This window comes from Streptomyces sp. TLI_105 (genome assembly GCF_900105415.1).
Classification (GTDB): Bacteria; Actinomycetota; Actinomycetes; order Streptomycetales; family Streptomycetaceae; genus Streptomyces.
In genome coordinates this window covers 95,900-121,689 of sequence record NZ_FNSM01000002.1, presented here as the reverse complement: position 1 = coordinate 121,689, position 25,790 = coordinate 95,900, and the positions used below count along the sequence as shown (strand labels likewise).

The following is a 25,790-nucleotide window of genomic DNA, read 5'->3' as shown; positions in this document are numbered from 1 at the left end:
CGGGCGTCGGACCGCCGGAATGGGCGTAAGGGGTGGGGTAGGCGATGCCGTGGAGTGCGTGGAACCTCTCCTGCGGCCAAGCCGGCCCGTGGCCTTCCCCCACCGCGTGCTGGCGGGCGTGCAACAGCCCCGCCCGGGTCTTACCAGGCGGGGCTGTTGCTGTGCGCTCCCAGGTGTCGCGCCGCCAAGATGGTCATCCTCGACGTCGGCCACCCTGACGTCCGTCCACCCAGCTCACCAAGCTGGTCTCCGGCATCCACACCCTGCAGATCACCGTCAACGGCCCAGAGCGGCAGAAGCTCGCGGTCCTCGACGGCAAGGAGCGGCCGTCTTTGGCTGTGCCGCCATGGTCTGTAATCCCTCCGTGCCCTTGGCGGACTGCTTCTCGATGTCTCTCACCAGGACGGCGGCACGAAATCGTCAGGCCCCGGGATCATCCTGGCGTCGCACGACTCCAGGATGACCTCAAGCGCCAGCCGCGTCGGTGAGGACCACGACCGGGGTGTCCGAACCGGAGTACTCCGCATGCCCGGTTGCCCAGAATCCCGTGATGGCCGCGACCGCACCCACGGACAGCAGGACGGTCATCACTGCCCTGGTCATTCTCTTCTTCTGCATCTGCTTTCCCTCCCGCACGAACTCATGATCGACACCGTTCTAGCACGGCCGTCACGGCTGGAAGAAGGCAGGACAGTCTGGCGACGCTGGGGGGAACTGGACCGAGGCCGGTATGTGGCCGCACCTGATCGACGGCTCGCACATCCGGGCGTTGAAAGGGGGGCTCACACCGGACCTTCGCCGGTCGACCGTGCCCGGCCGGGCAGCAAGCACCACCTAATGGTGAGTCACGGGGCCGGTGAAGCCTGAAGCACCACTGGGTCCGGAGCCCTTTGATCAGACGGGCTCGCTGGTCCCGTGCCCCTGGCAGCGACGTTACTGATCGGGTGATCGATTCGTTGGTGTCCGTGGTCCGAGCCCCTCGCGGGGAACACCTCTCAGCTCACCGGGGAGCCGTCGAGCCCCTGCCAAGACCGAGGCCCCCGCGGGCAGCTGGGGTCACGAACGGCTGATCGGATGACGGGCCACCAGAGCCCTTCCATTAGGGAGTCGCGTGCCCCTGCACGGCTGTGACCAGCAACAACATGTGGCCACGGACAGGAAGGACGTGAGACAAGCCCATGAGGGTGTTCTGCGGAATCGACTGGGCCAGCGACCACCATGACATTGCCCTCGTCGATAACGACGGCAAGCTGGTGGCCCGGGCCAGGATCAGCGACGATGCCACTGGCCTCCAACAACTGCTCGACCTCCTGGCCGATCACGGTGACGGTCCCGACACCCGCATACCGGTGGCCATCGAGACCTCCCGGGGACTCCTGGTGGCCTGCCTGCGAGCCAGTGACCGGCCGGTCTACGCGATCAACCCGATGGCAGCGTCCCGATACCGAGAACGCCACACCGCTGTGCGCAAGAAGTCCGACCACCTCGACGCGATGGTCCTCGCCAACATCCTCCGCACCGATGCCGCGGCACACCGGACGATGCCCGCCGACAGCGAACTGGCCCAGGCCGTCGCCATCCTCGCCCGTGCACAACAGGACGCGGTCTGGGACCGCACGCAGGCCGGCAACAAGCTCCGATCCCACCTGCACGAGTACTTCCCCGGCTACCTCGACGCCGTTCAGCCGATCCTCGGCGGACTGAACTCACCCGTCGCCCGAGTACTCCTGGCGGCCGCACCCACCCCGGCCCGGGCCGCCCGGTTGACCAGGACCCAACTGCGGTCCGTACTGAAGCGAGCCGGGCGCCAGCGTGGCATCGAGGACGAGGTGACACGTCTGCATGCGGCACTCCGCGTTCCGCAGATGCGCCAACTCCCGCTGGTCGAGGATGCGATGGGCCGTCAGGCCCTGACATTGCTGCGAAAGCTGGACACTGCCTGCATCAGCGCAGATGAACTCGCCGAAGCAGCGGTGGAGGCTTTTGAAGCACACCCGGACGCCGAGATCATCACCAGCTTCCCAGGGCTCGGCTCACTCACCGGCGCCCGGGTGCTCGCCGAGATCGGCGACGACCGGTCCCGCTTCGCCGATGCCAAGGGCCTCAAGGCATACGCCGGAGCCGCACCGGTCACCCGGGCGTCCGGCAAGAGCCTGTCCGTCAAGGCCCGCCGCATCAAGAATCAGCGCCTCGCTGCTGCCGGCTACCTCTGGGCCTTCGCGTCCCTGACCGCCTCACCAGGCGCAAGAGCGCACTACGACCGCCGCCGCGCTGACGACGACCGCCACATATCGGCCCTACGCAACCTCTTCAACCGCATGATCGGCTGCCTTCACCACTGCCTCACCAAACGCGTCCACTACGACGAAACCGCTGCGTTCCCCACCCGACCCGAACCTTCCCTCGCGACTGCGGCTTGACTCCTTAACCGCATCGGATGTCTGATCGTCGACCGGCACGGCACCCCTCTCGCCGTCACCCTGACCGGCGGAAACAGGCATGACGTCACCCAGCTGACACCGTTGCTGGGTTCGATCTCCCGCGTCCGGGGGCTTCGCGGTGGACTGCATGTCACGTATGCCGGGTTCGGTCGCCTGGACATGTGACCCGGAGGACGAGGAGTGCGTAGGTGACCTCGGTTCCCCTCAAGGCTGTTGTCAGGGTTGGATGTGGAGATGCGAAGATCCACGGATTGGACCCGCAGGTGGGGGAGGGCGGCGCTGATATGTGTGGCGGCGGTGGTCCTGCTTCCCGTCGTGCGTTTCACTGCTGCGGCGCCGCGCGTCGACATGCTGGTTGCGATGTCGGTGGCGCTCGTGTGCGGTCTGGGGTGGGTGGGGGCCACGCGCCGGGCGCCCGTGCTGGAGCCGGGCCCGCCCACCTCCGGCCTCGATGAGGAGCTCCCATCAATCCCCTCGGCGCTCCCCCGGCCTTTCCCCGTTCCGCTCGGACCCGCGTTCGCCCTCGTGCTTGCCGCCACCGCAATCGCCTCGGCCTTCCTCGTGGGGTTGCGGCCGGACGGAACTCAGGGAGAGGTGCTCGACGCGATCCAGCGGGCGCAGCCGCAGGTGTCGACCGGGACCGTCGTCCAGGTCGGCGACCGGGAGCACACCGGCGTCGGCAAAGGTAAGCGGGGCGCCTACTATTTCGCTGATCTGCGGGTCGAACTGGCTGACGGCACGGTGCTCGCCGTGGACCGGGGGATCGTCGGCTCGTCGCCGCAGGAGGGCATGTACGTCCGTGTCCTGCATGCCCCCGGTCGTCCCGGGCTTGGTGGCTGGGTGGACGACGGTGTGGACCTCTCGTCGTACCTCTCGCCCTGGTACGTGCCGCTGGAGGGCGGGACGCTGGTGCCGTTCGCGGTTCTGCTGCTCGTGGCGTGCTGGGCGACCGTATGCATCGTGAACCCGGGACAAGTCTCCCAGTACGGTCCGCGCAGGCTGCTGGCCGAAGACGCGGCGGCGGGGGAGGTGAACGCCGGGTATGTGGACCGGCTGACCGCGGTCCACAAGGCGCACACCACGGTTGGCGGCCGGGCCGGCAGTACCAAGGTGGTCGACAGGGTCTGGCTGAGCGCCGAGGTCGACGATGTCAGCGCGATCGAACTGTGTGTCGACCGCGCCGACGTCCTCGCCCTGTCGACAGAGTTCGGCGAGACGACGGGCTGGCTGGTTTGGGCCCGGCGCTGGAGCATGGTGAACGGCGAGGGCCCGGTCCCGGCAGTCTTCGTCGCCCCTGACGGGCAGAGTTTCACCTGCTCCGTTCCCCGCTCCGACATCCGCCGTCTGGCCGGGGCGGCGCAGGAGGCGACCACCCCCGGCACGGCAGCCCGGCCCTGGAAGGGCATCTGCCGCACCTCCCCCGGCACCCGGCTCACTGTCGTCGGGCTGTACGCGATGATCGGAGCGTCCTTGCTTCCCGCCCTGACCGGAAACGCCGGCCATCTCACCGGCTACCTCCCGCTCGCCCTCACGTCCGTCGCCGCCGTACTGACAACCGTGCTCGTGGCCCGCGCCTGGCACCGCACCCTGCCGCTTCCGGGCTGGGAACGGCGAACGAGCCGGGACAGACGCATACCTGTATGACAAGGCGGCCGGTGGCCGGTCGACCAGCGGGCCATCATCACGGCGGAGCGTCCGTCTGCCGGCACCGGTTCGGATCCAGCATCAGTGACAAAGAGCCCAGGCCCGGTAGTACGCGCTGCGGTTCAACCTCGTTGGCAATCGATTCAGGTCCGATGTCAGAGGACAGTGGCTGTCACGCTGTCACGCTCGTGTGTCTGCGATGTGCCGGCTTCATGACGGTGAGGCTGTGGCAGTGATGGATGGTCAAGAGAGGTATGTTCTCGCAGGTCTTTGGCCTGCGACGACGGTTGGTCACTGACACGAAGTGGTGTTTGGTGTGCTGGTGGCCGGCATGGCGCGGTACGTCCCCAAGCGGTCCGCTGTCATGTAGGCGGCATATCGCAGACCTGACCTGACCCGCCCCGTGCTCGTCCGGCCCCGGGCGGGCGCACTACCGCTTCTGCTGCTCTTGAACGGGGCTGCGGTGCTCCCGCGCCTTGCGGGGGCACCGCATGCCGGGCGGCCGGTTCTACTCGGTCTTCAAGCCGTCAGCCTGGACAGCAAGAACACCCTTGATGTTCTTGGCGATGCGGATGGCCTCGTGCTTCTCCGCCTCAGTCACCGCGACGTCGCTGGAGAGGGAGACCACGCCCTGCGACGTCTCCACATGGATGTCTCCGCCGGGGACGCCTCGTTCAGTCAGCAGATCGGCCTTCACCCTGGTCGTGATCCATGTGTCCGCGCCTTCCTGCTTGGCGTTGTCCACCGTGTTAGCCATAGTTGCGCTCCTCTCATCACTCACGCACCTAGCGTGACTACATTTAAACGCTAAGTCACATACCCTGCGACCGTCGACCCACGCCGGGCTGCTCTCGACGCCGACCGATCCGCCCCCGGGAGCACTCGACACCACCGACCCCCGGCCGCCGTCCGCCCTCCCCTCACGGTCGCGGCCCCATGCCGGCGAAGAGGGCGTCGAGGACGCGGTCGACGTAGTCGGGGGTCAGCGGCTCCTGGGTGATCAGCAGCCTGAAGTAGAGCGGTCCGGAGAGGATCGCCATCGCCAGGTCCAGGTCGAAGTCCGGCGCCAGCTGGCCCTGGTCGCGCGCCGCCTCCAGGCGGGCGACGGTCTTGGCGGCCTGGGGGGCGACGAACCGCTCGTTGAGCGCGGCGGCGACCCCGGGGTCGTGCTGGGCCTCGCCGACCAGGGCCTTGAAGAGCGGGCTGAGCGGGGCCTCCGCCAGGAGGCCGACGGCCTCCTGGATCTGCCGGCGCAGGTCGGCGCGGAGGTCGCCCGTGTCGGGGTAGTCCAGGGCCGAACCGCCGCGCGAGAGCAGGGAGTCGAGCAGCAGGGCGCCCTTGGAGGACCACCGGCGGTAGACGGTGTGCTTGCCGACGCCGGCCCGGGCGGCGATCGCCTCGATGCTGAGCTTGGCGTAGCCGAGCTCCTGCCCGAGTTCCAGGGTGGTGCGCATGATGGCCTCGGTGAGATCGGGGCCGCTACGGCGGACAGGGGTCATGCCCCCACAGTAACGGCACGGCACGTGCCGTTCTTGACAGGCTCCCCCGATATGGGCAGGCTTCTGGACAACGGAACGGCACGTGCCGTGCCGTTCACGGGAAGCGTGTGGACGTCGGGGCGACGACCGCCGCCACCCGCCCGCACGCCCCGTCCACCACTCGCGCGCCCCGAGGGAGCCCCCGTGCCCGTCCCCGCCGACCCCACCGTCCTCCACCCGATGCCGGACCAGCCGCGGGTGGTCCAGCTCAAGCCCCTGGTCACCTCCCCGCTGATCGAGGTGGGGGAGTACTCCTACTACGACGACCCGGACGACGCGACCGCCTTCGAGACCCGCAACGTGCTCTACCACTACGGCCCGGAGCGGCTGGTCATCGGCAGGTTCTGCGCGCTGGGCACGGGCGTCCGGTTCATCATGAACGGCGCCAACCACCGCATGGACGGCCCCTCGACCTTCCCCTTCCCCACCCTGGGCGGCTCCTGGGCCGACCACTTCGACCTGCTCACCGGCCTGCCCGGGCGCGGGGACACCGTCGTCGGCAACGACGTCTGGTTCGGCCACGGCGTCACCGTCATGCCCGGCGTGCGCATCGGGCACGGCGCGATCGCCGCCACCGGCGCGGTGGTCACCAAGGACGTCCCCGACTACGGCGTCGTCGGTGGCAACCCGGCCCGCCTCATCCGCACCCGCTACAGCGAAGGGAACATCGCCCGCCTGCTGGCGATCGCCTGGTGGGACTGGCCGACGGAGCACATCACCGAGCACGTGCGGACCCTCATGTCCGGCAGCGTCGACGACCTGGAGAAGGCGGCGCCCCGGCGACCCCGACCGTAGTCCTTCACCCTGCCCGCCCCTGCCGTCCGTCCCTGCCGTCCGCTCCATACCTTCCCCTTTGCCCCCATCCCTTCCCAACCGCTCTGCCCCTACCGCCCCCTCCCGTCCCGTCCGTCCCTTCCGGAAGAGCCGCCGGCATGACCCCCGCGACCGACCCGCCCCTCCACGACGACCCGACCCCCTTCGGCGACTGGCTCCGCGCCCACGCCCTCCCCCTCGACCACCTCGACCCCGCGGCGCCCCTGGACGACCTGGAGCCGCTGCGCGACGTCCTCGGCGGCGCCCGCGTGGTCGCCGTGGGCGAACACTCCCACTTCATCGAGGAGTTCGGTGCGCTGCGCCGACGCGTCCTGCGGTTCCTCGTCGAGCGCTGCGGCTTCACCGTCCTGGCCTTCGAGTACGGCTTCTGCGAGGCCGTCCCCCTGGACGCCTGGGTCCGGGGCGAGGGCGCGGACGACGACCTCACGGCGCTCCTGGCGACCGCGGTCCCCATCGGACTCCAGGAGCCGGCGCGCTACGTCCGCCGGCACAACCGCACCGCCGCGACCCCGGTCCGCTTCGCCGGGATCGACGTCCCAGCAGCCGGCGGATCGCTCCTCCCGGCCCTGAACCCCGTCGCCGACTACCTCCGCGGGGCCGACCCGGAGACCCTCCCCGCGGTCCGGACCGCGCTCGCCGTCGCCGCCTCCTTCGCCGGGGACTCGGCCGCCTCGGCCGCGCCCGCCTGGGCCCGCCTGGCCGCCGCCGACCAGGACGCCCTCACCGCGCTCCTGGCGCGCCTGCGCATCCGGTTCCGCGCCCTGAGACCGCTGTACGTCTCCCGGAGCGACGAGCGCGCGTACGACACCGCCCTGCGCTGCCTGGAGGCCGCCTGCCACGGCGACCACACCTTCCGCGCCATGGCCGGCCTGTTCGCCGGAGACGGCCTCACCGCCGACACCTCCGCCCGCGACCAGTACATGGCCGAGTCGCTCCTGTGGCACCTGGACCGGCTCGAACCTTCCGCCCGCGTGGTCCTGATGGCCCACAACGCCCACATCCAGAAGACGCCGGTCTCCTTCGACGGCCGGCTCACGGGGCTCCCCATGGGGCAGCACCTGCACCACGCCCTCGGGGACGCCTACTTCGCCCTCGGCCTGACCAGCACCACCGGCCGCACGGCCGAGATGCGCCGAGACGAGACGGCCCCCTTCGGGTTCACCGTCCACGACGCCCCGCTGGCACCCCTGGAGCCCGGCGGCGTCGAGACGGCCTTCGCCGCCGCCGGGCTCGGCCTCGCGGTCGCCGACCTCCGCAGGGCCCGGGCGGAGGGCGTCCCCGGCCCCGACCGCATCCGCATGCAGAGCGTCCACCTGCACACCCCGGTGGCCGACGCGTTCGACGCCGTCGTCAGCACGCCCGCCTCGACCGCCACCTCCCTCACCACCACATCTCTGGAGACGTCATGACGAGCAGGTTCACCGAGTTGGTCGTCGATTGCCACGACCCGGAACGCCTCGCGGCCTTCTGGTGCGCGGTCCTGGGCTTCGAAGTGCTCGACCGCGGCGAGGGCCAGGTCGAGATCGCCTCCTGGGAGCCGACCGTGGAGGCCATCCGGGCCGGCCAGATGCCGCCCACCCTCGTGTTCATCCGGGTGCCCGAGGGGAAGACCGCCAAGAACCGCCTCCACCTCGACGTCAGCCCCGTCGACAGCGACACCGAGGCCGAGGCGGCCAGGCTTCTCGCCCTCGGCGCCACCCAGGTGGACGTCGGCCAGGGCCCCGGCCGCAGCTGGATCGTCATGGCCGACCCCGAGGGCAACGAGTTCGACGTCGTCAGGAGCCTGGCACCGGACGTCCACGTCCCTCCCGCGGGGTGACCGGGACGCCGGCGGCCACGGCTCCGCGGACCGCCCGGCACGGCTCCCCGTCCCCTAGTACTGCAACGGTCTTTTCTGTGACGGTGGGGCAGTTTCTGGTGGTGTGTGGCCGCGTTGTTTGTAGTGGCTGAGGCGGGCTTGATGTTGTCGTCTGCGTCGCCAGTGGGACCAGTGCAGGACGTGGTCGACGGGTGCCGCTTGGCGGTGGGTGAGGTGGTGGATCAGGCGTCGGAGTTCGGCCAGGCTGAGGGGGATGAGGCCGGAGGGTCCGTTTCTGCTTTCCCGGTATCGAGTTCGCGGGCTCGCAGGACGGTGAGGCAGGTGTGGGCGGCCATGGCCAGGGTCATGTGGCGGTGCCAGCCGGGGTAGCGGCGGACCTGGTAGTCGTCCAGGCCGCATTCCTGTTTCGCACTTTGGAAGCACTCCTCGACGGCCCATCGGCTACCGGCGATGTGGATCAGCTGGTCGAGGGTGGTGTCGGCGGGACAGTAGGCGATGTAGTAGGAAATCTCCTCGGGCCGGCTCATGCTGCGGCGGGCGATCACCCAGTGCCGCCGGTCTTCCCGGTGCCAGGGGCGAACCTCGACCCTGGCCCAGTCGAAGACCCGTGGCCCGTGGGAGCCGTTGCCGCACGAGCGGCGCTTCCACTTCTGCCGGGCCAGGCCGTGGAACAGGTCGTGCACCGGGTGGTCGATGGCCCAGCGGGTGACGACGGTGTCGTGCCGGGTGGTGGCCATGACGTGGAAGACATCGGCCTGCTCGAGCTCGGACCGCCAGCTTTTCGAGTATCCGTAGCCGGCGTCCGCGGTCACCCACCCGAACGGGATCTTCTCCGCGATCGCCCGGCGGACCATTGCCCTGGCCATCGTGACCTTCGTCTCGAAGGCGACCGTGTCGTCGATGCCGGCCCGCCGGCACCGTTCACGATCGTCCGTCCAGGACGCCGGCAGGTAGAGGCGGCGGTCGATCAGCGTCCGACCCAGCGGAGCCGCATAAGCGAGGAAGACCCCGACCTGCGAGTTCTCTGTCCGCCCCGCCGTTCCCGAGTACTGCCGCTGGACCCCGGCCGAACGGTCTCCTTTCTTCAGGAAACCGGTGTCGTCGACAATCAGCACCGCTTCCCGGCTGCCGAGATGCTCCACGACGTACTCGCGAACATCGTCCAGGACCTCCTCCGCGTCCCAGTCGATCCGGTTCAACAGCCGGTGCATCCGGTCCGGACCCGCATGCCCGGCCTCCTCCGCCAACGTCCACCCGTTTTTCCGCTCCAACGGAGCGATCAGCCCCCGCATATACGCCAGCGCGGACTCACGCGGCTCCGACCTCGCGAAACGGTGCACGAACCGCTCATGCAAAGCCTTCAGTTCACCCGCCCACACCCGGGCCTCAGCGAGCTCCCCACCCATACACACATCAACGACCGCCCTGCCCAACCGTCACGGCAAGGACCGTTGCAGTACTAGGCCGCAACGTCGGCGGTGTGCGCGTCCCAGTCCCGCTCACACGCCGCCGCCTGCCCGTCCCCCGCCTCTGTGAGCTCGTAGCCGCCGATCAGGTCCCAGTCCAGGGCGTGTTGCGGGCCGGCCCATCCGCAGGAGCACACCGCGCACAGTCCGGCTGCGCGCGGTCGGCGATGGCGGCCGTCGTACACGCTCCACTGCAACACCGAGCGCCCGCCGGTCCCGGACGCGGTGTCGAAGTACACCGGCCCCGGGACGGTGCCGTCCGCCAGGAGCACGTCGACCGCCCCCTGATGCGACGCGCCGAACTCATCCGTCAGCCATACGTCCCGCTCCACCGTCCTGACCTCCCGCAACAGCCGCACGATCCCGGCCACCCCTCGGGACCGCCCTCGCCCCCTGAACCTGCCCCAGCGTGGCCGGCCACGCACCGCCCGGACCCAACAACGCGGACTGTTGGACCGGCCGCCGAGCATCCGCCGTCGGCGCGCTCGGGCACCGGGAGTACCGACCGCACGGGTGCGCGTTGGTACCGTCATGACGCTTGACGACCTCTACTCCGACCTCGTCTTCGAAGAACTCGAAGCGGACGGCGAGCCGGTACGTCTGCCGATCCTCACCCACCGCGAGGCCGCGCTCGTCGTGGCCGTCCTCGATGCCGTTGCCCACGGCGATACCGGCGACGACGTACGCACTACCGCCCGCACCCTGACCACCCGCCTCGCCATGCGCCTGCCCAGCCCCTACCCCCCGGCCCGGTACACCACTCGAGCAGGCACAGGAGACCTCCAGGGCCCGGTACTTCGGCGGCCGCGGCCAGCGAGCTGCCTCTTGGCGACGGTGCTCGTCGACAGGCCCGGTAGGCCTCTCGCCGCCTGCCGCCGCTGTGCCCTCCGGCTCACCGACGGGGAGAGGTGCCCTCCTCCGCAAGAAGGGCCGTGTGAGTGCGCGGCCTCTACGGCAGTGCCCCGCCCGCGCCTGTTGTGGCGGGGGCGGGGCACTGTTGCGGTTGGTGTTACTTGGTGGTGGTGGCGGTGAGGTCGGTGGGGCTGGTGAGGGTGCCCGGGATCTCGCGCCAGTTGGTCCAGTAGCCCGTCGTGGTCTCGAGGGTGGTGTTCTGGACCTTGCCTCCCGCGCCGATGGCGTAGACGTGGATGTTGTCCACAGCGCTGGCGCTGGTGATTCGGGTCAGGCCGGTGCCGCCGATCTTGGTCCAGGTCGGCTTCCAGGCGCCCGCCAGGTAGTCGCCGGTCTGCGCGTGGAGTGCGCCGTCAGCGCCGATGACCTGCACGTGGACGAGGTGGCGGGTGACGGATGCGGCGATGTCCTTGGCGCCGGTGATGCCGCCGGGTAGTTCGCCCCAGACGGTCCAGCCTCCGGTGCGGCTGTCGTAGTCTCGGCCGTAGACCTTGCCGGCCGCGACGCCGTAGAGGCGGACGAAGGGGCCGGCCTTCGCGCTGCTGATGTTGGTCATGCCGGTCATGCCGGCGACAGCGGTCCAGCCGGTGTTCCAGCGGCCGGCGTTGTAGTCGCCGACCTGGGTGTAGAGGCCGCCGTCCGATCCGAGGGCCTGTACGTACAGCACGTTGTTGATCATGGCGGCGGAGATGTCCTTGACACCGCCGGCGCCGCCGGGGATCTCGTACCAGCCGCCCCAGGTGTTGGTGCGCGCGTCGTAGGCGCGGTCGTAGACCTTGCCGCCGGCGACGCCGACGTAGCGGATGCCGGTGTTGATCTCCACGCTGGTGAGGCTCGTGATGGCGGAGCCGCCGATGCTGCCCCACGCGGTGTTGTAGGTGCCGTTGGCCAGGGCGGCCTGCTGGGTGAACACGGTGCCGCCTGCGCCGGCGCCCAGGGTCACCTTCGTGGGCGCGAGGAAGACGCCGGCGGAGACGTCGGTTGCTCCCGACATGCCGCCCTGGAGCTCCCGGAAGGTGCTCCAGGTGCCGCTGGTGGTGTCCATGTCGGCGTTGCTGATCTTGCCGTCAGTGCCGGTCGCGTAGAGCTCAACGGCGTTGCCCGAGGCGATGCTGGTGATGTTGGTCAGACCGCTGCCGCCGGCCGTGGTCCACGTGTCGTTCCAGCGGCCGGCGTCGTAGTTGCCGTACTGGGTGTACAGGGCGCCTTCGGAGCCGATGATCTGCACGTGCACGTTGTTGCCGACGACGCTGGAGGAGATGTCCTTGGCACCGGCCGCGCCACCCGGGATTTCTCCCCAGACGCTCCAGGTGCCGTTACGGGTGTCGAAGTCCCGGCCGAAGACATGCCCGTTGCCGCCGATGGCCTGGACCCTCACAGTGGTGCCCGACGCCGCGCTGGTGATGCGGGAGAGCCCCGAGGCACCGACGGCGGTCCAGGTGTTGTTCCAGCGACCGGCCTTGTAATCCGCGGCCTGTGCGTACAGGTTGCCGTCGGATCCCACGATCTGGACGTACACGGTGGTGCCGACCAGCGCGGCGGAGATGTCCTTGACGCCTGCGGCGCCACCGGGGACCTCGCCCCAGCCCGACCACTTGCCGCTGGCCAGATCCAGGTCCTGGCCGAAGACCCGGCCGCCGGCGACGGCGTAGGCACGGACCGTGTCACCGTCACGGACGGTGCTCACACGGGAGACGTCCTTGCCGTCGACCTTGGCCCAGGACTGCCCGTACTCCCCGTATCCGAGGTTTCCGACCTGTGACCACATCGCACCGCCGCCGCCAGCGAGCAGGGAGACCTGGCTGCCGTTGCGCGGGGCGCGGACCTGCTCGACCCAGCTGGCGATGTCGTCGACGCGGGTGGTGTAGGCGCCGGTACGGCTTTCGGTGCTGCCCAGGCAGTTGCCCTGCCAGGAACGGCTGACCAGGCCTACCAGGGCCGGGGCGCCGTTCTCGGTGCGCAGGGCGGGAGCGCCGGCGTCGCCCTGGCAGATGGTGGCGTCGGCCGGGGTCTTGGCTGCCAGGGCGAATCCGGCGGTGTCGACGGTGCCGACGGAGAAGGCCGCCGAGTGCACCTTGGAGGGCACCCAGTCGGTTTTGGTACGGCCAAAGCCCGCTACGGTGAGCGCCGCGTCGGCGGTCGGCGCGGTCCTGGAGAGCGCGACGGGCGTGAGGCCGACGGCGGGCTGGGCGAGGCGGGCCATGACCAGGTCGCGGTCGGCGTGGGGGACGAGTTCGACGATCGCGGTGGTGTGGCCGCCGGAGGTCGCCAGGTCGGTGCGGCCGACGGTGAGGGTCGTCTTCTCCTTCGGTGTGCCGGCGGTGACGGTGCTGGTGTCGGCGGGGTCGTCGGCGAGGCAGTGCTTGGCCGTGATCACCCAGCGGGGGTCGACCAGCGTGGCGGTGCAGGAGCGCTTGCCCTCGCCGATGGTGATCTTGCCCGTGAAGGCGAGGGTCGCGTCTGCGGAGGGGGCAGGCGGGTTCGCGCTCTCGCCGGTGACGCGCAGTTCGATCAGGCTCGACTTGATGCGGTCCTGGGTTGCTTCGCCGTAGCCGGTGAAGTCGTTGGCCGGGGCGTCGATGACGGTCTTGGTGCCGTCGGCCTCGATGGTGGTCTTGACCGGGTAGGCCTCGGTCCAGATCCCGTACGCGGAGGGCAGTTCCAGGGAGAGGTAGGCCGGCTTCGTCTTGACGTCGAAGCAGTAGTCCTTCAGGCCCGAGCGGGTGTTGACCGTCATGTCCTGCGTGCCGTCGCAGGCCTGCAGCATCAGGTTGCCGTCACCACGCTTGAGCGTGATCGCCTTCTCCGCCTGGATGGCCGCGGCGTCGGGGTAGGAGAAATCCTCTACCGCGTAGGCCATGCCGTCGGCAGCCGCGGGCCACGAGTCGGCTGCGGAGGAGGGCGCGACGGTCAGGGATGCGGCGGTCAGCGCGAGTGCGGACGGCAGGCTTGCCGCCAGGTATCTGCGCGCACGGGGTCTGGGCATGGTGGACCTTTCGAAGGTGCAGGTGCGATGGTGCGGGTGGTGTGTGTTGGCGCTGGCCTTGTTCGGGCGCGCGGGCGGGGCCCAGCCGACAGGCACGGGCCCCGCATCGTCGAGGCGTACCTCGGTTCTGAGCTGTGGTCAGAGGGTGCCGGCGAGGGCGAGGGTGCCCAGGGTGCCGGTGAGGCCGTTGAGGGCGACCGGGACTGTGGCGTTCCAGGTGCCGTCGGTGTGGCGGATGGTGTGAACCATCTTGCCGTCGGTGGTCATGGCGGCGACCTGGAGTTCGCCGTCGACGGCTGCCGCGGCGACGGACTTGGCGGTGATGCTGCCCATGTAGCCGGTCAGGTTCCCGAAGCCGGACCAGGTGCCGTCGCCCTTGCGGATGGTGTGGTACTGGTGGGTGCCGTTGTCGGTGGCGATGACGATCTGGGTGTCGCTGCCCGTGCCGGCCATGGCAACGGAGCTGATCGGTCCGGTGGTACCGGCGGCCTTGGCGACGTCGCCCCAGCCGCTCCACTGGCGGTTGGGATGACGGATGGTGTGGTAGGCCTTGCCGCCGCTGACGGCGATGAGCTGGAGCTCGCCGCCGGCGCTCGCGGTGGCGACCGAGGTCACCGAGCCGATGGGTCCGGCTGCTCCAGCCACGTCGCCGAACTGGCTCCAGGTGCCGTCGGCACCGTTGCGGACGGTGTGGTAGACCTTGCCGCCCGCGACGGCCACGACGTGCAGGTCGTAGCCGATGGACACGGCGGAGACCTGGGTGATGTTGCTCAGTGCCCCTGCGACGCCGTTGACGTCACCGAAGGCGCCCCAGGTGCCGTCCAGCCTGCGGCTGGTGTGGTAGAGGTGGCCGTTGCCGCCCAGCGCCACCACGTGGGTGTCACCGTTGATGCCGGCGACCGCGGCGGCGCGGACGCCGCCGATGGAGCCGCTCTTGGCCTCGACGTCGGTGAAGTCCGTCCAGGTGCCGTCGGACAGGCGGATCGCCTGGTACAGCTTGGTGCCGCTCTGGACGAGCGCTTCGGTCTTCCAGCCCAGGCTGGTGGCGCGGGTCTGCTGAATCCAGTCGCGGATGTTGTCGGTGCGTACGTCGTAGGCGCCGGCGGTGGTGTTGGTGGCGTCGAGGCAGCCGGTCTGGCCGGAGCGGGCGGTGATGCCCACGAGGGCCGGCTTGCCGTTCTCCGTACGGACCGCCGGGCCGCCCGCATCACCCTGGCAGAGGGTGGCGTCGGCCGGGGACTCGGGCGCCAGGAGAACTCCGGTGGCGTCGGCGGCGCTGGCGGTGAAGGTGGCCGTGTGGAGCTTGGAGGGCACCCATTCGGTCTTCGTGCGGCCGAAGCCAGCGATGGTGAGCGCTTCGCCGTCGGCCGGGGCCGTCGTCGACAGTGCCACCGGAGTCACGTTCGCGGCTGGCTTGTCCAGGCGGACCATGACGAGGTCACGGTCGGCGCGGGGGACGAGCTCGACGATGTCGGTGGTGTGGCCGCCGGAGGTCGCCAGGTCGGTGCGGCCGACGGTGAGGGTCGTCTTCTCCTTCGGCGCGCCGGCGGTCACCGTGCTGGTGTCGGCCGGGTTGTCGGCGAAGCAGTGCTTGGCGGTAAGGGCCCAGTACGGGTCGACCAGTGTGGCGGTGCAGGAGCGCTTTGCGTCCCCCACGGTGACCTTGCCGGTGAAGGCGAGCGTCTGGTCGCCGCTGGGGGCGGGCGGGTTGGCGTTCGTGCCGGTCACACGCAGTTCGATCAGGCTCGACTTGATGCGGTCCGCGGTGGCTTCGCCGTAGCCGGTGAAGTCGTTGGCGGGGGCGTCGATGACGGTCTTGGTGCCGTCGGCCTCGATGGTGGTCTTGACCGGGTAGGCCTCGGTCCAGATCCCGTACGCGGAGGGCAGTTCCAGGGAGAGGTAGGCCGGCTTCGTCTTGACGTCGAAGCAGTAGTCCTTCAGCCCTGAGCGGGTGTTGACCGTCATGTCCTGCGTGCCGTCGCAGGCCTGCAGCATCAGGTTGCCGTCACCACGCTTGAGCGTGATCGCCTTCTCCGTCTGGATGGCCGCCGCACCGGGGTAGGAGAAGTCCTCCACCGCATACGACATCGCATCCACACCGGGCAGCGAGTCCGCGGATGCCGGAGGAGCCGCTGTGAGGGACAAAGTGGTCAGTGCGAGCGCTGACGGCACACCGGCCATCAGGTGTCTGCGGGCGCGGGGTATAGCCATTGCGGGCCTTCCAGAAAAGCAGGAGACAAGACACGGAGGTCCTATCTGATTTCCCCGAGGATTCAATCATGCCCAAGATCACCTTCCGGCCATTTCAAACATGATCAAGATCTCAAAAAAACATTGAGCTGCCGTGCAACCCTTCACGCTACTGACTGGTTGTCAGGTAGCAACGGCGTCGCGGGGCCCAGAATCACGCCGCCTGACGCGAACGCCACGACAGAAACACGTCCGGACCTGGGAGTTGTCGATCCGTAGTCACCGGGTCGGCCTGGTGCGGCAGAGCCCTGTCGCGGCTGTACGATCATCCGGATCGAACCCTCCTCGAACGGCCCGATGGACTCTTTTCAGTCAAGTGCAATACGCACAATTTCAATGAAGCCCCTTCCTCGGGTTGATTCCGTGCCGTTCCGGAGGGCTGAAGCGAGGTATTTTAAAGGGGGCGCCGCGTGAGACGGCGAATACCCTCCTGGACGTCTGGTTCGGGAGCATTGGAGAGGTTTTCCGCGCGTCGGCGTGGTCTGAGAGGGCTGCTCGCGGCCGGCCTGCTCTCGGGCCTGCTGGGTGGACCCGCCGCGGCAGCGGACGAGGCCCCGACCCTGTCGCCGCAGGAAGTCCGGGCGCAGATCGTCGACTTCTGGCACAACGGCGGTCCGGGAGTGAAGGAGGCCGCCGAGCAGGCGCTGCTGGGCGGTCCGGAGGCGATCCAGAAGTTCCTGGACGAGGCCCCGTCCATCGAGTACGACGACAACCGGGTCGATACGGCCCGGATGGCCATGACCGGTGGGCCGGGGGTTCGGCAGGCCGCCAAGGAGGCGATGCTGAAGTCGCCCGCGGACCTGCGGAGGTTCCTCCTCTACGGGTTCCGCGATCCGCTGGACGAGGACCGCAAGGTCGACATCGCGCGGATCGTCACCTACGGGGGCCCGGGCGTACGCGACGCGGGCAAGGCCGCCCTGCTGGGCAGCTTCGCCGACCGCGAGGAGTTCTTGAACTCCGGCCAGTACGTCGCGCAACAGGACGACAACCGGGTGGACGTGGCCCGGATGACGAACACGGGCGGCCCGAACGTCAAGGCGGCGGCGAAGGTCGCGCTGAAGGGCACGCCCGAGGACATCGTCGAGTTCCTGGAGGTCGGGCAGTTCACCGCCCGCAACCGCGACCAGGTCCACGCCTCGATCGCTGAGCTGACCGAGCAGGCCAAGCAGGCCGGCAAGCAGGCCGAGGACGCCACCAAGCAGGCCCAGGAGGCCTCCGCCAAGGCGATCACGGCAGCGGAGCTGGCCAAGACCGCTGCTCAGAACGCCGCGAGGGAGACACAGGCGGCCAAGGCCGACTCCGAGCGCGCCGCGGTCAAGGCCAAGCAGGCCGCCGACGCTGCCCGTGCCGCCGCGTCGGCCGCCCAGGAGGCCATCGGATCGGCCAACGCCGCCAACCGTGCCGCCCGCCGGGCCGCTCTCGCCGCAGCCCAGACCGCGTCGGCGGCCGCCGCGGCCGCCGACGCCGCGAACAAGGCCTACAACGCGGCCATCGCCGCGGCCGGGAACAAGGACAACGCCGAGGCCGCCCGCGGCGCCGCGGCGACCGCACGGGCAGCGGCACAGCTGGCGAAGGACTCCGCCGCCGCGGCCGAGAAGGCCGGTATCGCATCCGCGGCCGCCGGCCTGGCGGCGGGCGCCGCCAAGGGAGCCTCCGACAACGCCGACGCGGCCGCAGCCGCGGCCGAGGAAGCCAACACCTACGCCGACGAGGCGGGCCTGCACTCGGACGAGGCCCGGCAGGCCGCGGCCGAGGCCCGTCGTCACGCGACCGCCGCACGCGCTGCCGCCGACCGCTCCTCTGCCCTGGCACGCCGAGCGGCCACGGCCGCCTACGAGGCGCGCGACGCGGCGAACTCCGCCGCCACGCACGCCGAGAACGCCGCGAACTTCGCTGACGAAGCCGTCCGCCAGGCAGGCAACGCCTCGACGTACGCGGCTCAGGCCCAGAAGAACGCCGACGCGGCCAAGACGGCTGCGGAGGCGGCCTCGGCCGCGGTGAAGAAGGCCCGGGAGATCTTCGACCTTGCCAACCAGGCCGAGGCCGACGATCTGACGACCCGCACCGAGGCCGCCGTCGAGCGCGCCCGCTCGGCGAAGTCCGCGAGCGACCGGGCCATCTCGGCCTCCGCCGCCTCCCAGGTCCAGGCGCTGGGCCTGCAGGACACGGCCACCCTTCTCGCGCAGGAGGCGAGCCGGCCGGACGTCGATGTCGCCGCGACCGCCAAGAAGGGCCGCGAGCTGGCCATGCAGGCGATGAAGCTGCTGGGCCCCTGGCACCAGGAAGCCGCCGCCCGCGCGCTCGCCGGCACCGACCAGGACGTCCTGGACTACCTGCGCACCCGCTGGAAGGAAGCCGAACAGCACGACGTCCGCCAGCGCGTACTCACCCTCTCCACCCAGAGCCCGTACGCCTCCGTGCGCACCGCTGCGGTCGAGATCCTCAAGGGCACGCCCGAGCAGATCCGCGGCTTCTACACCAGCGGTCAGTACGCCGTCGGCCTCGACGACATGAAGGTCGACGTCGCCCGGCTCACCAACACCGGCGGCCCCGGTGTCAGGGAGGCGGCCAAGGCCGCCCTCGCCGAGGGCACCGGCAGGGCCCTGGCGGTCTTCCTGCAATCCGCTCAGTACGCCGAGCGCGTCGACGACGACAAGGTCACCGCCGCGCGTCTTGCCACCACCGGAGGCGCGGAGGTCAAGGCGGCCGCCAAGATCGCCCTGGCCGGCCCGCCCGACCTGCTGCACGAGTTCGTCACCACCGGCCAGTACATGGCCCAGCGCAAGGACGACCTCGCCGACCACCACAAGAACCAGATCGAGGTCCTCCTCGCCGAAGGCGACGAAGTCGCCGCGAAGGCGCAGGAGAACCGCTGGAAGGCGGCTCAGGCCGCCGCGCTGGCCGTGAAGGCCGATGCCGAGGCCCAAGACGCCGCGGCCCAGGCGCTGCAGTCCAAGAACGATGCCGCCGGGTTCGCCGCTTCCGCGAAGGCCTCGGCCGACAAGGCCGCCGCAAGCGCGACCGCGGCCGCGAACTCCGCCGCCTCGGCGCGCAGCGCTGCCAACCGCGCCGAAGCCGACGCCTCGGCAGCAGAGAGTTCCGCAGCTCAGGCCCAGTTCTCCGCGGACTACGCCCGCCAGTCCGCGCGCGAGGCGGACAAGTCGGCTGACGAGGCGCGTGCCTCCGCGATCGCGGCCGGCAAGAGCAAGGACCAGGCCGAGGCCGAGGCCAAGCAGGCCTGGAGCGCGGTCCTGGCTCTGCGGGAGAAAGAGGAGGCCGAGGCCCGCCGCCGGGCCGAGGAAGACCGCAAGAGGCAGGAGCAAGCCAAACCCAAGCGGATCTGCGTCCCGCACCCCACCCGCGAGACCATGGCACCGATCATGGCCTGCGCGCTGGATCCGGAGCACTCCGAGATCCGCATGCCGGAGATCGACCCCACCCTCCGCGAGATCGTGTGGGAGGTCACCAGCCTCAACGACATCAAGGCCTGTATCACCACCCCCACACTTGTCGGCTGCACCATGGCCGCGGCCGGAGTCCTGCCGGTCGGCAAGCTGAAGCTGCTGACCAAGGTCGACGACGCGATCGACGGCATCAGAGGCATGCGGGCCGGACGCCGCGCCACCGAATGCCTCGTGGAAGCCGCCAAGCACAGCTTCCCCGCCGGCACCAAGGTGCTCATGGCCGACGGCACCCACCGGGCCATCGAGAAGGTCCAGGTCGGTGACCTCGTCACCGCTACCGACCCCGCCACCGGGGACACCGCGGCCCGGCCGGTCACCCGCACCATCACCACCCCCGACGACCGCGACTTCACCGACGTCACGCTGTCGGACGGCTCCGGCCTGACCTCCACCGATCACCACCCGTACTGGGTGGAGAACCGCAAGCGCTGGGTGGACGCCACCGACCTTCGCGTCGGCGACGCCTTGCGGACCCCGGTCGGCACGGCGATCCAGGTCGGCCGGATCAGCCACTGGAAGGGCCTTCAGCCCGCCTACGACCTCACCGTCGAAGGCACCCACACCTACTACGTCAACACCGGCACCACGGACGTCCTGGTCCACAACACCGACGGCGCTCTCTGCGAGAAGTGGGTGCTCGACGCATGGGCGGACCTGCCTGACACGGACAAGACCGTCGGGTACGCCTTCGCCGACGGCAAGCGGTTCTGGAAGGATCCCATCTGGAGCGGCAAGAGCGGCCTCTCCGACGAGATCAACAAAATTCTTCGCGAGTCACCGAATTTCGATCTCGAAAAGGGTGGCGTCTGGGCGGCCGACCACGTGGAGACGAAGCTTGCTCTCTACATGCGCCAGGGGAAAGCCCCGAACAAAATGGACGTCGTCATCAACACCAACTATGTCTGCCCGAAGGACGGAGGAAACCAGGGATGCCAACAGGCCGTTCCCGCACTCCTCTGCGTGGGACAGACGCTGATCGTCCACTACCCCGACATGCCGGAACCCATGAAGCTGGAGGGTCTCGCGACCGGAAAGGACTGCGAGAGGTAACCGCTGAATAGATGAAGGCGCTGCTCTGCACACGCAGAGCAGCGCCTTCATGCGATGCGGGTGCCGATGGTTGCAGTTTCCAGGACGGCCCGCGACAACCAGCCCTGCTAGATGATGGGCAGGGCTTCCCAGTCCCTGTCGGCCCACTGTCCGCCCAGAAGGACCGGCCGGCTGTACGACCGGTCCCCGTTCGGACGAAGCTGCAGGAGAATGCCCAGATCACGGAAACTGGGCTGCCCGTTCGAGGTGAAGAGAAGCTCATGCCCGAGGTCTGCCATGCGATCGATCCAGGGATCAAGCTCGGACGGCAGTCGGCCGGTGAGTGCCTCGTCGCCGAAACTTACCTGTGGACCGCGCAGGTGGTCCACCACCACAGCAGCCAACCTCGGATCGGTACGGTCAGAATAAAAGGCGGTGATCCCCAGATTCCAGAACGGAGCGAAGACTGCCGCCCCGTTCGACTGAAGCCCTGCGGTCAAACCGAGTACCGAAGCCACTTCGCCGGGCCCCATGCCGAACTCCAGCGGCCCCACAGACAGCAACGGGCTCAGTTGCCAATCCTGGCGATCTTGAGACAACGGCTTTTCGAACCACATATTCCCTCGCAGTAATCCATCAGGCTCCTAAATGATCGCATACGACTCGAGACAGCCGCCCCGCACACTCGCGCAGCTCACGCTCGTCCTCGTCCCTTGGCCAACAGGGCAAACGTCGCCTGACACGGCACTACTGAGGTTGAACTCGTGGTGTCGTGTTGTTGCTCAGGCGGGTTTGTTGCTCAGGCGGGTTTGATGGGCAGGCCGGTCTCGGCGAGGCAGCCGTCTATGAGGTCGCTGCGGTACTGGATGTGCCGTAGGCCGCGTCGGATGCGCTGGACGAGGTGTTCGGGGGTGCTGAAGGCGACGTTGGAGAGCCAGCCGCGTCGCAGGAGGGACCAGATCCCTTCGACGGGGTTGAGGTCGGGTGCGTAGGGCGGCAGGTAGTAGATGGTCAGCCAGTCCCGGGCCTCGGCGAACTCGCGCAGGCCGGCGGCTTTGTGGACGTTGAGGTTGTCCCAGACGAGCACGATCGGGCCGCCGAGTTGCTGGTGTGCTGCGATCAGCAGGTCACGGTAGTCGCGCCAGGAGAAGCTCTTGCGTCCGTCGCGTTGGCCGTCGTCCCTGCGTGGCCGGTAGATCAGCCGGGACCGGTGGCCGGGTTTGTAGCAGGTCAGCGCGGCGATCGATATCCGTCTGCGGGAACGGCCTCGGACCCGCACCACCGGGGTCCGGCCGCGCTGCGACCAGGTCTTGGCCTGCGGCGGCGTCATGGAGAAACCGGCTTCGTCCTCGAACACGAGCCAGGCTCCACGGGCCGCCGCGAGTCTTCCGCGCAGGGCCACACCTCTTTGACCCACCCGGCCACCGCGTCGTCGTCCCGCTCCATGGCCCGTCGAGCCGGCACCTGACAGGACCAGCCGTTGCGCACGAGTAGCTTGCGCACGCCCTGGACCGTGTAGGTCAGGTGGAAGCGCCGGCCGATCACCGTCTTCACACGGCTCAGGGTCCAGCGTTGGTCTTCCCAGCCGTGCGCGGCAGACCCCTTGGCCAGCTCCGCCTCCAGCTGGGCAAACTGCTTCTGGCTCAGCCTCGGCAGCGACGCCGGCCCCTGGGACCGCAGAGCCCGCGGACCGCCCTCATCCCACACCTGCCGCCACCGCTGCACCGAACGGACGCTGACCCGAAGGTCCTTGGCGATCACCGAGCTTGCCTCGCCCTGGGCGAACCGCTCGGCCGCCTGGAGCCGCAACTCCTCGCGGAACTGCTGCCGTTCCGGGGTCAGCCCGCCCCCTTGTGGATACCGCATGCCCCGTTGATACCGCATGAGCAACCAGCCGTCAGCCCCTACGACACCACGAGTTCAACCTCAGTAACCCGTGGTATCCGTCCGGGGGAACCACCCCCGCGATCGGGGAGCAGGTAACAACGCGGTCCGCTGCGGTCATTGTTCGAGGACCATCTCCGCGCGAGGGGGGAGCAGCAGCCGCACAGATCGCAGATCATGCTGATGTGGGGGGGGGTACCCCCACAGACGCGGAGAGCAGATCGCCCCACCTTTGCCGTTCTGACGCAGCACGGGACAATATCCGCGTGCGCGGGGATGGTCCCGGACGCGTTGTCTGAGTCCATCAAGGGGGCGGCTGCTCCCCGCCTGCGCGGGGATGGTCCCCAGGAGGGTGCCGAAGCACTGGCCACGAAGGCCGCCGAGCACGGCAACACCGGTGCCTTGTACTGGCTGGCGCAGACACGGGAGCAGTCCGAGCGGCGCGAGAGCGCCGAGGCCCTGGTGACGAAGGCCGCTGAATAGGGTGGACCCCATGCCCTCTTCCGCTTGGCGGAGATGCGGGAACAGGCCGGCGGCGGGATGCGGGCCGAGGCCCTCTACCAGAAGGGTGCCGACCACGGCAGCGGTGGCCACACCCATCAGTGGGTCTTCAAAAGGCTGTGGCAGTACGGCTTGGATCCGGACGGTACGCCGACGCCGTGCTGGGCACCGTCGTGAGCACACCGCTCCACGGACCTGTGGCCCGCGGGCTCCGTGCGCGCTTCTGCCCGCCCCCTCACAGGGCGCGGGCAGAAGGTCTTCGGACGGGAGGTCAGGCAGTCTGCGTGCGCAGCTGCCTGGACTTCCAGCCCAGCAGGACGGCCTGGGCGATGAACCACACGCCGCCGCCCGTGGCGTACACCGAGAGGACGTCGAGCGAGGAGTTCCCGCCCGCGGCCTGGAGGTTGTAGAAGATGCCGACGACGAAGGACAGCCCGCCCGAGATGAGGGTGGGCCACTGCTTGCCGAACTCAGGGCCGCGGCGGCGCAGGCCGACGATCACCTGGGCGGCGCCGGAGATGACGGCCCAGGAGCCGAACACGTGCAGCACCGGTGCCTCGCCGCCGGCGCCGGCGATGCCGACCGCGACGGCGGCGAGCGTGCTGACTGCTCCGTTGAAGGCGGTGACCCGGCGCTCGGCTCCCTCGGGCGTCGCCCGGTGGTCGAGCAGCGAGGAAACCGCGTCGATCAGGGGGTAGGCGACCAGCAGCGTGATCGCCACGGCGTCGACCTCTTCATGGGCGCGGGCGAACGCCAGGGCCCATGCCACGGCCAGGATGCCGCGGGTGAGGTAGAGCCTCAGCAGGGAGGAGCGTTCGTCCGCGGCCGCTCCGTTCGGCGGCGTCGAGGTCTGCGTGCTCATGAGGGTTCGGCCTTTCTCGGGTACGGCGGGTCTCGGCGGCTCGGTCAGCGGTGGTTCGGGGAGACGCAGCGGAAGTCGGCGGGGTCGCCGTGGCCCTGGTAGCGGGAGACCGCGGGGTAGCGGCACAGGTCACGCTCGAACTTCTCGCCCTTGCCGTTGACCAGAGTGGCGGGCAGGGTCTTGGGGGCCTTGCCCCGCTCGACCCAGTCGACGAGGGCGGAGAGGCCGTCGGCGGATCCGTCGGTGCCGTTGAGGCCGCAGTGGTCGGTGCCGGGGGCGAGGAAGAGGCGGTAGAAGTCGTCGACCTTCTTGGTGCCGCCCATGACCCGCTCGACCTGCTGGCGGTAGAGCACGCTGCCCTGGGTGGGGATGAAGGGGTCGGCCTGGCCGTGCCAGGTCAGCAGTTTGCCGCCGGACTTGCGGAAGGCGGACAGGTCGGGGTCGTCGGTGCCGATGATCCGGTCGTACTCGGCCTGGGACTGCTTGAACAGCTGGGTGAACTGGCTGTAGGTGATCGTCGAGAGGTCGAAGGACGGGTCCTTCTTCACCCAGGACTGGACCCAGTGGGCGGGCACCGGGAAGGGCGCGCCCTTGAGGTTGCCCTCACTGTCGGGGAGGGCGCCGGCCAGGCCCTTGAGGTCCGCGCCGACCGGGACGCCGGGCCACAGCTTCTCGCCGGAGGCGGTGCGCGGACCGTCCCAGATCTTGCGGACCACGGCCGCGTCGGCCGCGGTGATGGTCAGTTCCCTGCCCTCGCACAGCACCTTGGTGCCTATGAGCCGGCGCGGGTCGAAGTCGCAGCGGGAGGCGTCGTTGACGAGGCCGTCCACGAGACCGTCACGCTTGTCGCAGGCCATGACGGCGGCGTCGGTGAACGCGTCGAGCTCACAGCCGCTGAGGTAGGTCTTCTCGTTGTTCATTACGACCTGCGGCCACAGCGTGGCGACCTCGTACTCGTCCCAGTTGGTCGCGGGCGCGTCGGCGAGGATGCCGTCGTAGTCGTCGGGGTAGCGCTGGGCCTCCATGTAGCCCTGGCGTCCACCGGTGGAGCAGCCCGTGAAGTACGAGTAGTCGGCGCGCTTGGCGTAGGTGGCGGCGACGACGGCCTTGCCGACGACGGCGGCCTCGTGCTGGGAGCGGGAGGCGAAGTTCTCCAACAGGGCCTTGTCGACCCGGCCCTTGTCGTTCAGCGCCCAGCCGACGTCGAGTACGTCGCCGACTCCGGCGTCCGTGGTGGTCGCGGCGTAGCCGTTCTTGACCGCGGTGGCGAGGCCGACTCCGTTGTCACCGGCGGCGTAGGCACTGCCGCCGAGGCCCTGGAAGCGGCCGTTCCAGCCTTGCTCGGGGAGCCAGGTCTTCACCTTCACGTGGTCGCCGGCGCCCGGGTGGGTGAGGGTGACGATCACCTCGCAGAAGGCCGGGACGTCGGTCACCGTGCCTTCGAGGATGCCGGTGCCCTTGATGGTGCCGCCCGCTTGGCGTACCGCTGTCACGGACTCGACCTCGCTGTCGGCCGGGGCCTTGACCGGCACGGTGCGGCAGTCGAGCGGCGCGGAGGCGCCGGGGGTCTGGGTCTCGGCCGATGCGGTGGGCAGGTACACCGCTGCGGCCAGCGGCACGCCGGCCGCGAGAGCAATCAGGAGTCGTCGTCTCATGGGTTCCATCCAGGAAAGTAGGTGCGTGCGAGGGCGCACGGCGACATGTGTGTACGGCGGCTGTGCAGGAGTGATGGTCCGGAGCGGAGAGGCTCGCGGCGGCACCGAAGACTGAGTAGAATTTATCACCGCTTAAATCGGTGACGAAAGGGGAAGTGTGACTTTCCCTTTCGTGGTGTCGCCGACCGGTCACCACTCTGGCCGGTCTCCAGGGGCCGGGGAACAGTCAGTTGACGGTGTGGGCGCATGCACGCGCACCATCGACACATGTGGACGTGTTAGGTCATTCGACGGGCCGGATGGGCTGCTACCTTGGTAGACGGCATTGACTGTCTAGTGAGGAGTCGCAGACGTGGCGGGTGAAGACGACATCTCCGGGTGAGATCCGGATCTGACGGCCACCGGCCGGTGCTCGGATGCACCGCTGAGGTGGTCCGTTTCGTCGTACCCCCTTCTCCCGTCTGCCCAGGGCAGAGGACCAAGCTCTGCCCTCAGTACCTCCGAG

20 protein-coding genes and 2 pseudogenes are annotated in these 25,790 nt (G+C 69.5%); 10 read left to right on the top strand and 12 right to left on the bottom strand.

Translation table 11 applies throughout. From position 1 onward, the window contains the following. Positions 1–465: 465 nt before the first annotated feature. The gene (locus tag BLW86_RS42475) at positions 466–618 is read right to left on the bottom strand and encodes a hypothetical protein (RefSeq protein WP_218138084.1); all 153 of its coding nucleotides are present in this window, start codon (positions 616–618) and stop codon (positions 466–468) included. 66 nt (positions 619–684) lie between these two features. Here BLW86_RS42475 and BLW86_RS42470 point away from each other — a divergent pair. The 4 genes and pseudogenes from BLW86_RS42470 to BLW86_RS39830 form a co-directional block, all read left to right on the top strand. Then, positions 685–840: pseudogene (locus tag BLW86_RS42470) on the top strand (IS5/IS1182 family transposase); the annotation flags it as partial. Positions 841–1,178: 338 nt separating this feature from the next. Next, on the top strand, positions 1,179–2,420 hold the full coding sequence (locus BLW86_RS39835; RefSeq protein WP_093879198.1) for an IS110 family RNA-guided transposase: 1,242 nt from the start codon (positions 1,179–1,181) through the stop codon (positions 2,418–2,420). Between the two features lie 21 nt (positions 2,421–2,441). Continuing rightward, positions 2,442–2,561, top strand: a pseudogene (locus BLW86_RS41350) (IS5/IS1182 family transposase); the annotation flags it as partial. 168 nt (positions 2,562–2,729) lie between these two features. Then, a complete protein-coding gene (locus BLW86_RS39830; RefSeq protein WP_093879197.1) occupies positions 2,730–4,085 on the top strand; it encodes a hypothetical protein in 1,356 nt (451 codons plus the stop codon). Positions 4,086–4,593: 508 nt separating this feature from the next. Here the strand turns inward: BLW86_RS39830 and BLW86_RS39825 are convergent. After that, positions 4,594–4,842 (bottom strand): BON domain-containing protein, encoded by a 249-nt coding sequence (locus BLW86_RS39825; protein WP_093879196.1) that lies wholly within the window; start codon positions 4,840–4,842, stop codon positions 4,594–4,596. A 163-nt stretch (positions 4,843–5,005) separates the two neighbouring features. Next, positions 5,006–5,584, bottom strand: a complete 579-nt coding sequence (locus tag BLW86_RS39820) for a TetR/AcrR family transcriptional regulator (RefSeq protein WP_093879195.1) — start codon at positions 5,582–5,584, stop codon at positions 5,006–5,008. Positions 5,585–5,803: 219 nt separating this feature from the next. Here BLW86_RS39820 and BLW86_RS39815 point away from each other — a divergent pair, with 219 nt between their 5' ends. The 3 genes from BLW86_RS39815 to BLW86_RS39805 all read left to right on the top strand — a co-directional run bounded on the left by BLW86_RS39815 (position 5,804) and on the right by BLW86_RS39805 (position 8,276). Further along, positions 5,804–6,418 (top strand): CatB-related O-acetyltransferase, encoded by a 615-nt coding sequence (locus BLW86_RS39815; RefSeq protein WP_371129703.1) that lies wholly within the window; start codon positions 5,804–5,806, stop codon positions 6,416–6,418. 137 nt (positions 6,419–6,555) lie between these two features. Beyond that, the gene (locus tag BLW86_RS39810) at positions 6,556–7,866 is read left to right on the top strand and encodes an erythromycin esterase family protein (RefSeq protein WP_093879193.1); all 1,311 of its coding nucleotides are present in this window, start codon (positions 6,556–6,558) and stop codon (positions 7,864–7,866) included. Further along, complete coding sequence (locus tag BLW86_RS39805) at positions 7,863–8,276, top strand: VOC family protein (protein ID WP_093879192.1); 414 nt, start codon at positions 7,863–7,865, stop codon at positions 8,274–8,276. Before BLW86_RS39810 ends, BLW86_RS39805 begins: the two co-directional genes overlap by 4 nt. 221 nt (positions 8,277–8,497) lie before the next feature. On the opposite strand, the gene BLW86_RS39795 is transcribed toward BLW86_RS39805, so the two are convergent. The 4 genes from BLW86_RS39795 to BLW86_RS41345 form a co-directional block, all read right to left on the bottom strand. Further along, positions 8,498–9,682 carry an IS701 family transposase gene (locus BLW86_RS39795; RefSeq protein WP_093879191.1) on the bottom strand — a complete coding sequence of 395 codons (1,185 nt, stop codon included), beginning with the start codon at positions 9,680–9,682 and terminating at the stop codon, positions 8,498–8,500. 53 nt (positions 9,683–9,735) lie between these two features. Beyond that, entirely contained in the window at positions 9,736–10,113 is a 378-nt protein-coding gene (locus tag BLW86_RS39790; protein ID WP_093879190.1) for a hypothetical protein, read from the bottom strand. A gap of 638 nt (positions 10,114–10,751) precedes the next feature. Then, positions 10,752–13,640, bottom strand: coding sequence for a trypsin-like serine protease (locus tag BLW86_RS39785; protein WP_143060357.1), 2,889 nt, complete (start codon positions 13,638–13,640; stop codon positions 10,752–10,754). A gap of 138 nt (positions 13,641–13,778) precedes the next feature. Continuing rightward, entirely contained in the window at positions 13,779–15,728 is a 1,950-nt protein-coding gene (locus BLW86_RS41345) for a trypsin-like serine protease (protein WP_177181990.1), read from the bottom strand. Between the two features lie 614 nt (positions 15,729–16,342). On the opposite strand from BLW86_RS41345, the gene BLW86_RS39775 reads away from it, so the two are divergent. Beyond that, complete coding sequence (locus BLW86_RS39775; protein WP_256341774.1) at positions 16,343–20,404, top strand: DddA-like double-stranded DNA deaminase toxin; 4,062 nt, start codon at positions 16,343–16,345, stop codon at positions 20,402–20,404. Between the two features lie 107 nt (positions 20,405–20,511). Here the strand turns inward: BLW86_RS39775 and BLW86_RS39770 are convergent, their stop codons facing one another. The 3 genes from BLW86_RS39770 to BLW86_RS39760 all read right to left on the bottom strand — a co-directional run bounded on the left by BLW86_RS39770 (position 20,512) and on the right by BLW86_RS39760 (position 22,249). Next, positions 20,512–21,000, bottom strand: coding sequence for a hypothetical protein (locus BLW86_RS39770; RefSeq protein WP_093879188.1), 489 nt, complete (start codon positions 20,998–21,000; stop codon positions 20,512–20,514). Between the two features lie 182 nt (positions 21,001–21,182). Beyond that, entirely contained in the window at positions 21,183–21,713 is a 531-nt protein-coding gene (locus BLW86_RS39765; RefSeq protein ID WP_256341748.1) for a transposase, read from the bottom strand. After that, positions 21,710–22,249, bottom strand: coding sequence for a helix-turn-helix domain-containing protein (locus BLW86_RS39760; RefSeq protein ID WP_093879109.1), 540 nt, complete (start codon positions 22,247–22,249; stop codon positions 21,710–21,712). The genes BLW86_RS39765 and BLW86_RS39760 overlap by 4 nt, the downstream gene beginning before the upstream one ends. Positions 22,250–22,558: 309 nt before the next feature. Between BLW86_RS39760 and BLW86_RS41700 the strand changes: the two genes are divergently transcribed. Together BLW86_RS41700 and BLW86_RS42465 are read left to right on the top strand one after the other, a co-directional pair. After that, positions 22,559–22,750, top strand: coding sequence for a hypothetical protein (locus BLW86_RS41700; protein ID WP_143060356.1), 192 nt, complete (start codon positions 22,559–22,561; stop codon positions 22,748–22,750). Between the two features lie 24 nt (positions 22,751–22,774). Beyond that, positions 22,775–22,945, top strand: a complete 171-nt coding sequence (locus BLW86_RS42465) for a hypothetical protein (protein ID WP_177181989.1) — start codon at positions 22,775–22,777, stop codon at positions 22,943–22,945. 94 nt (positions 22,946–23,039) lie between these two features. Here the strand turns inward: BLW86_RS42465 and BLW86_RS39750 are convergent, their stop codons facing one another. Then, positions 23,040–23,630 carry a DUF308 domain-containing protein gene (locus BLW86_RS39750; RefSeq protein ID WP_093879186.1) on the bottom strand — a complete coding sequence of 197 codons (591 nt, stop codon included), beginning with the start codon at positions 23,628–23,630 and terminating at the stop codon, positions 23,040–23,042. A gap of 44 nt (positions 23,631–23,674) precedes the next feature. Continuing rightward, complete coding sequence (locus BLW86_RS39745) at positions 23,675–25,285, bottom strand: tannase/feruloyl esterase family alpha/beta hydrolase (protein ID WP_093879185.1); 1,611 nt, start codon at positions 25,283–25,285, stop codon at positions 23,675–23,677. Positions 25,286–25,790: the final 505 nt, after the last annotated feature.

What these genes read in the sequence shown, in the direction of transcription:
- BLW86_RS39765 (WP_256341748.1), bottom strand. Translation starts at nt 21,713, where the DNA reads ATGACGCCGCCGCAGGCCAAGACCTGGTCGCAGCGCGGCCGGACCCCG.
- BLW86_RS39750 (WP_093879186.1), bottom strand. Translation starts at nt 23,630, where the DNA reads ATGAGCACGCAGACCTCGACGCCGCCGAACGGAGCGGCCGCGGACGAA.
- BLW86_RS39760 (WP_093879109.1), bottom strand. Translation starts at nt 22,249, where the DNA reads ATGCGGTATCCACAAGGGGGCGGGCTGACCCCGGAACGGCAGCAGTTC.
- BLW86_RS39810 (WP_093879193.1), top strand. Translation starts at nt 6,556, where the DNA reads ATGACCCCCGCGACCGACCCGCCCCTCCACGACGACCCGACCCCCTTC.
- BLW86_RS39815 (WP_371129703.1), top strand. Translation starts at nt 5,804, where the DNA reads ATGCCGGACCAGCCGCGGGTGGTCCAGCTCAAGCCCCTGGTCACCTCC.
- BLW86_RS39835 (WP_093879198.1), top strand. Translation starts at nt 1,179, where the DNA reads ATGAGGGTGTTCTGCGGAATCGACTGGGCCAGCGACCACCATGACATT.
- BLW86_RS39770 (WP_093879188.1), bottom strand. Translation starts at nt 21,000, where the DNA reads ATGTGGTTCGAAAAGCCGTTGTCTCAAGATCGCCAGGATTGGCAACTG.
- BLW86_RS39785 (WP_143060357.1), bottom strand. Translation starts at nt 13,640, where the DNA reads ATGCCCAGACCCCGTGCGCGCAGATACCTGGCGGCAAGCCTGCCGTCC.
- BLW86_RS39795 (WP_093879191.1), bottom strand. Translation starts at nt 9,682, where the DNA reads ATGGGTGGGGAGCTCGCTGAGGCCCGGGTGTGGGCGGGTGAACTGAAG.
- BLW86_RS39745 (WP_093879185.1), bottom strand. Translation starts at nt 25,285, where the DNA reads ATGAGACGACGACTCCTGATTGCTCTCGCGGCCGGCGTGCCGCTGGCC.
- BLW86_RS39805 (WP_093879192.1), top strand. Translation starts at nt 7,863, where the DNA reads ATGACGAGCAGGTTCACCGAGTTGGTCGTCGATTGCCACGACCCGGAA.
- BLW86_RS39820 (WP_093879195.1), bottom strand. Translation starts at nt 5,584, where the DNA reads ATGACCCCTGTCCGCCGTAGCGGCCCCGATCTCACCGAGGCCATCATG.
- BLW86_RS42475 (WP_218138084.1), bottom strand. Translation starts at nt 618, where the DNA reads ATGCAGAAGAAGAGAATGACCAGGGCAGTGATGACCGTCCTGCTGTCC.
- BLW86_RS41345 (WP_177181990.1), bottom strand. Translation starts at nt 15,728, where the DNA reads ATGTCGTATGCGGTGGAGGACTTCTCCTACCCCGGTGCGGCGGCCATC.
- BLW86_RS39825 (WP_093879196.1), bottom strand. Translation starts at nt 4,842, where the DNA reads ATGGCTAACACGGTGGACAACGCCAAGCAGGAAGGCGCGGACACATGG.